Consider the following 4,500-nt stretch of genomic DNA (forward strand, 5'->3'; position numbering starts at 1 on the left):
CCACGCGCCTGGTGGGCGCGGGCGCCTGACGCCCCGCACCCTCGCGCCTCAGGCGCCCGTGCCGCCCGCGCCGTCGCGCGCGCCGCGCCGGACGCGCTGGGGAGAGGACCGCGGCACCACCTCGAGGACGCCGCGGCCCTCGAGGTCGACCTTGACGTAGCGGACCATGTTCGTCAGCCGCCCGCCGGGGAAGGCGGGATGGCGGCCCAGCCGGGCCTGGGCCGTCTCGACGACCTCGCCCAGCAGCGCGCCGCGCTCGGGGTCGGCGTCGTCGACCACCTCGAGCAGGACCTCGCGCACGAGCTCCCACTGCTGCAGCGGCAGGGTCCACCCCTCCATCCCGCCCTCGAGCGCTCCGTTGAGCATCCGCACGCGGCCGCGGGCGCGGTCCAGCTCGTCCTGGGCCATGGCGGACGGCGGGACGCCCCACCCGCCGTCGGTGCGTCGTCGCGCCACGGGGTCATCCCGCCACAGCGGTCGTCGGCGCGCACGCCGGACGCGGGCTCCCGGTGCCTCAGCGCCCGAGGAGCTGCGCGGTGGTGACGACGGTCGCGAACTCGCCGTGGAGGTTCGTGGCGGTGGCGCGCATGAGCTCCGCGGCGGTGAGGACCGTCCCGTCGGGGCCGGTGCGGTCGAAGGTCGACGTCGCGTCGAGGGCGAAGAGGACGCGGTGGCCGAGGTTCCCGCCCACGCGGGCGGTGGTCTCGCAGCAGTGGTTGGTCGTGGTGCCGCAGACGACGACGCCGTCGACCGCCTCGGCGCGCAGCCACGCGTCGAGGTCCGGCTCGCCGTGGAAGGCGCTGTTCACAGACTTCACGACGAGGAGGTCGTGCGGCCCGTCGACACCGTCGACGAGGTCGTTGCCGGGCTGGCCCGGGGCCAGCGGCGAGCCCGGCGTCGTCGAGTCGTGGCGCACGAGCACCACGGGGCGCCCGGCCGCCCGCCAGGCGTCGAGCAGAGCGAGCACGTGGCCCAGGTGGTCCGGCCCGCGTGCGCCCCAGGAGGGGTCCTCGAAGCCGCGCTGGACGTCGACGACGACCAGGGCCGTGCGGTCCAGGTCGCCCAGGGGCTGCTCGGCGCTCGTCACCGGCGCATCGTCGCGCACGCCCGTGGCGCGAGGGCCGCGGCTGCTCCAGCGGGGCCGGCCGGCGCAGGTGCTCCGGAACCGCCGTCGCGCCCGGCCGCGGCGCACCAGGATCACGCCGTGCGCGCTGCGCGGCTCCTGCCGGTCCTCGTCCTGATCCCCCTGCTCGCCGTCGCCGGCTGCGGCGGCCCACGGGTGCCGACCCTGGCCGCGGGCAGCCCGCCCGAGGTCGTCGTCGCGACCTACCTCGCCGCGGTCCAGGCGGGCGACGAGGACGCCGCACGGTCGCTGTCCACCCCCGAGCACGAGGCGTCCGGCTCCGGCCTCGCGGCGGGGCCGGCCGTGAGCATCCGCGACCTCCTCCTCGAGCCGGCCGAGGAGCGGCCCACCGACGAGGACGCCCCCACCGGCGAGAGCCCCGCCGGTGGTCACGACGAGGCGGTCGACGTGCGCGCCACCTTCGTGCTGGGCGGTGGCGACGCGTCCCTGCCCGACGGCCCGACGGTCTGGTCGTTCCTGCTCGTCCGCGACGACGGGGGCCCTTGGCTCGTGACCGGCGAGGGCGGCGGCTGACGAGCGCGCGGGTCCCCGACGAGCGGGACCGCCGTGCCCTAGCGTCGCGCCGTGCCGACGACGCGCCCGGGCCGCCCGTACGTCGTCGCGGTGGACGCGGGCGGGACGCGCACGCGCGTGGCGTGCGTCGACCTGGAGGGGCGGCGGCTGAGCGGCGCCGCGGGACCCGCGGGCGCCTGGCACCACGACGACGACGCCGTCGCGCACCTGCAGGAGACCGTCCTCGAGGCGCTGCGGTCCGGCGACCTCGCGCGCGAGGACGCGCGCGCCCTCGTGGCCGGGGTGGCCGGCGTGAGCCGGCGCGGCGGCGACCACGGCGACCGCAGCCTGGAGTGGGCGCGCTCCGCCTACGCCCTCCCCGAGCTGGCGTGCCCGCAGGTCGTCGTCAACGACGCGGTGACGGCCCACCGGGGCGCGCTGGCCGGCGAGCCGGGCGTCGTCGTGGTCGCCGGGACCGGCTCGATGGTCCTCGCCATCACCACCGACGGCGACGAGGTCGAGAACGGGCAGCTGGCCCACTACGCCGGCGGCGCCCGGCACCTCGCGTTCGAGGCCGTGCAGCAGGTGCTCGTCGGCGCCGCCGGACCGGACGACGCCGACCTCGTCGCGGCGCTGCTCGCCGCCTGGGGCGCCGCCGACGCCGCGGGGCTGCGCACCGCCGCGCTGGAGGTCGACCGGGCAGGACGGCACGCGGTCACCCGTCGCTACGGCGCTCTCGCCCCCCTCGTCACGGCGGCCGCGAGCACGAGCCCGTTGGCGGACCGGGCCGTGCGCGCCCTGGCCGAGCGCACGGCCCGCGGCGTCCTGCTCCTCGCGCCCCTCGTGGGCCGGGACCCGGTGCGCGTCAGCACCACCGGCGGGGTCGCGAGCGACCCGGCCTTCCGCGAGCGCCTGCGCGAGGCCCTCGTCGTGCCGGGCGCGACCCCGACGCTCCTCCTCCCGCCCGCGGGGGACGCCGTCCTGGGCGCCGCCCTCATGGCCCTGGAGGTCGCCGGGGAGGCGCGCCCGGGCGCTGTCGACCGGCTGCGCGAGGACCAGCCCTGACGTCACCGTCCGACGCCGGGTGATGGCTCGCTCCAGCGTGGAGCCATGTCCGTGCCTGAGGTCCCCTTCCTGCTCCTCGGGGTGCTCCTCCACCTCGCCGTCATCGCTCTGAGGCTCTTCGCGGCCTGCTGGGTCATCCGGCTCGCCGTCCGGCACGGGTCCCTGGACGCGCGACGACGCTGGGTCGAGCAGGAGCGGCAGGTCGAGCTCCGCCTCGACGCGGAGGGCTACCCGCAGCAGCAGGCCCCACCGACGGCCTGGCGGCTTCCAGGGCGGCCTCCGCACGAGCGTCCACCGGGCCGGGACCCGCGGTCCCGAGCTCACCTCGAGCGCGACGTCCTCCGCGCCGCTCGTCGGGCCACGAGGGAGCCCGCCAGCACCACGACGCCGCCGACCGCCATGACGACCGTGGCGGCGCGCGACACGGCGCTGTAGGCGAAGGCGAGCACCAGCAGAGCCAGGACGAGGAGCGCCACGGGCCACGTCCACTCCAGCGCAGTCCTCGTCACCGCTCTCCCGCCTCCCGCGTCGTCGCACCGACCCCCCGGGGGGGTGCTGGGTCCGCGCGGTGTGCGACACCGTCGTCCGACGGGTGGGCCGGGCGGACGTCACCGCCCTGTCCGCACCGGCCCCGCCCGGCACGGAGGCTGCCCTCACCCGCGAGGCCGTGCCACGACCACGACCTCCGTCTCGACGAGAGACCGTGCCCGAGGTGGCCCGGCACGGCGAGCGGGGAGAGCCTGGGACCAGTCCGGACGCCCATCGACCAGCGGAGCCCACGTGAGCACCAGCGCCCAGCCCGAGCCGACCGCGGGGACGAGCGCCCACGCGCGGGCGCTCGTCGTCGTCGACGTGCAGGTCGACTTCTGCGAGGGCGGGTCCCTCGCCGTCGAGGGCGGCGCCGCGGTCGCCGACGCCGTCACCCGGCACGCCCGCGAGCGCGCCGACGACTACGCCGCCGTCGTCGCGACCCAGGACTGGCACGTGGACCCGGGGAGCCACTTCAGCGACGACCCGGACTTCGTCACGAGCTGGCCGGTCCACTGCGTCGCGGGCACGCCCGGGGCCGCCGCCCACCCCGGCTTCGACCTCGACCTCGCGCAGGCCGTCTTCCGCAAGGGCCAGTACTCGGACGGCTACTCGGGCTTCGAGGGCGAGGCCGAGGGCGGCGACCGGCTCGAGGAGTGGTTGCACCGCAAGGCCGTCACGGACCTCGACGTCGTCGGCATCGCCACGGACCACTGCGTGCGGGCCACGGCGCTGGACGCCGCCCGCGCCGGCTTCCGCGTGCGGGTGCTGCTGCCGCTCGTCGCCGGCACCGCGCCCGAGAGCTCCCGCGCCGCGCTCGAGGAGATGCGCGCGGCGGGCGTCGAGGTCGTCGAGGACGTCCCGACCTCCGGCTGACGGCCGGGGGCCGAGGGCCGAGGGCGACCGTCAGCCCCCGACGAGCGCCCTCGCGAGCGCGGGGTCGAGCCCGGGGGACGCCAGCACGTGCAGCCGCTGCGTCGGTCGCGTCATCGCCACGTAGAGGTCGTGCGCCCCGGCGCGCGGGTCCTCGTCGTCCGGCCCGCCGAGGACCTCCGCGGGCTCGACGAGCACCACCGCGTCGAACTCCAGGCCCTTGGAGTCGGCGACGCTCATGACGGCGACCGGGCTGTCCAGCGCCCCGGGGCCGGTGGAGACGCCGAGCTCGGCGCCCCCGGCCGTGCGCAGCCGCCCGACGAGCGCGGCGGAGGTCTCCTCCACCCGCCCCGGCGGGCAGAGCACCGCCAGGCGGCCGCCGGCGGCGCGGCGGGCGG

7 protein-coding genes are annotated in these 4,500 nt (G+C 78.1%); 3 read left to right on the top strand and 4 right to left on the bottom strand.

The window, feature by feature from the left end:
• Positions 1–48: 48 nt before the first annotated feature.
• Entirely contained in the window at positions 49–456 is a 408-nt protein-coding gene (locus HLB09_RS13430; protein WP_171203854.1) for a DUF6958 family protein, read from the bottom strand.
• 58 nt (positions 457–514) lie between these two features.
• Positions 515–1,087, bottom strand: coding sequence for a cysteine hydrolase family protein (locus HLB09_RS13435; RefSeq protein ID WP_212771060.1), 573 nt, complete (start codon positions 1,085–1,087; stop codon positions 515–517).
• Between the two features lie 117 nt (positions 1,088–1,204).
• Between HLB09_RS13435 and HLB09_RS13440 the strand changes: the two genes are divergently transcribed.
• Both HLB09_RS13440 and HLB09_RS13445 read left to right on the top strand, forming a co-directional pair.
• The gene (locus tag HLB09_RS13440; RefSeq protein WP_171203855.1) at positions 1,205–1,657 is read left to right on the top strand and encodes a hypothetical protein; all 453 of its coding nucleotides are present in this window, start codon (positions 1,205–1,207) and stop codon (positions 1,655–1,657) included.
• A 51-nt stretch (positions 1,658–1,708) separates the two neighbouring features.
• On the top strand, positions 1,709–2,701 hold the full coding sequence (locus tag HLB09_RS13445; protein WP_171203856.1) for a BadF/BadG/BcrA/BcrD ATPase family protein: 993 nt from the start codon (positions 1,709–1,711) through the stop codon (positions 2,699–2,701).
• Positions 2,702–3,021: 320 nt separating this feature from the next.
• Here HLB09_RS13445 and HLB09_RS13450 read toward each other — a convergent pair whose 3' ends face one another.
• A complete protein-coding gene (locus tag HLB09_RS13450; RefSeq protein ID WP_171203857.1) occupies positions 3,022–3,210 on the bottom strand; it encodes a hypothetical protein in 189 nt (62 codons plus the stop codon).
• Between the two features lie 271 nt (positions 3,211–3,481).
• On the opposite strand from HLB09_RS13450, the gene HLB09_RS13455 reads away from it, so the two are divergent.
• Positions 3,482–4,105, top strand: a complete 624-nt coding sequence (locus tag HLB09_RS13455) for a nicotinamidase (protein ID WP_171203858.1) — start codon at positions 3,482–3,484, stop codon at positions 4,103–4,105.
• Between the two features lie 30 nt (positions 4,106–4,135).
• Here HLB09_RS13455 and HLB09_RS13460 read toward each other — a convergent pair.
• Positions 4,136–4,500: ATP-binding domain-containing protein (locus tag HLB09_RS13460; RefSeq protein WP_171203859.1), on the bottom strand; the 365-nt coding region annotated here is incomplete at its 5' end.

The sequence above is a fragment of the Pseudokineococcus marinus genome (assembly GCF_013004605.1).
In the GTDB taxonomy this organism is placed as follows: domain Bacteria; phylum Actinomycetota; class Actinomycetes; order Actinomycetales; family Quadrisphaeraceae; genus Pseudokineococcus; species Pseudokineococcus marinus.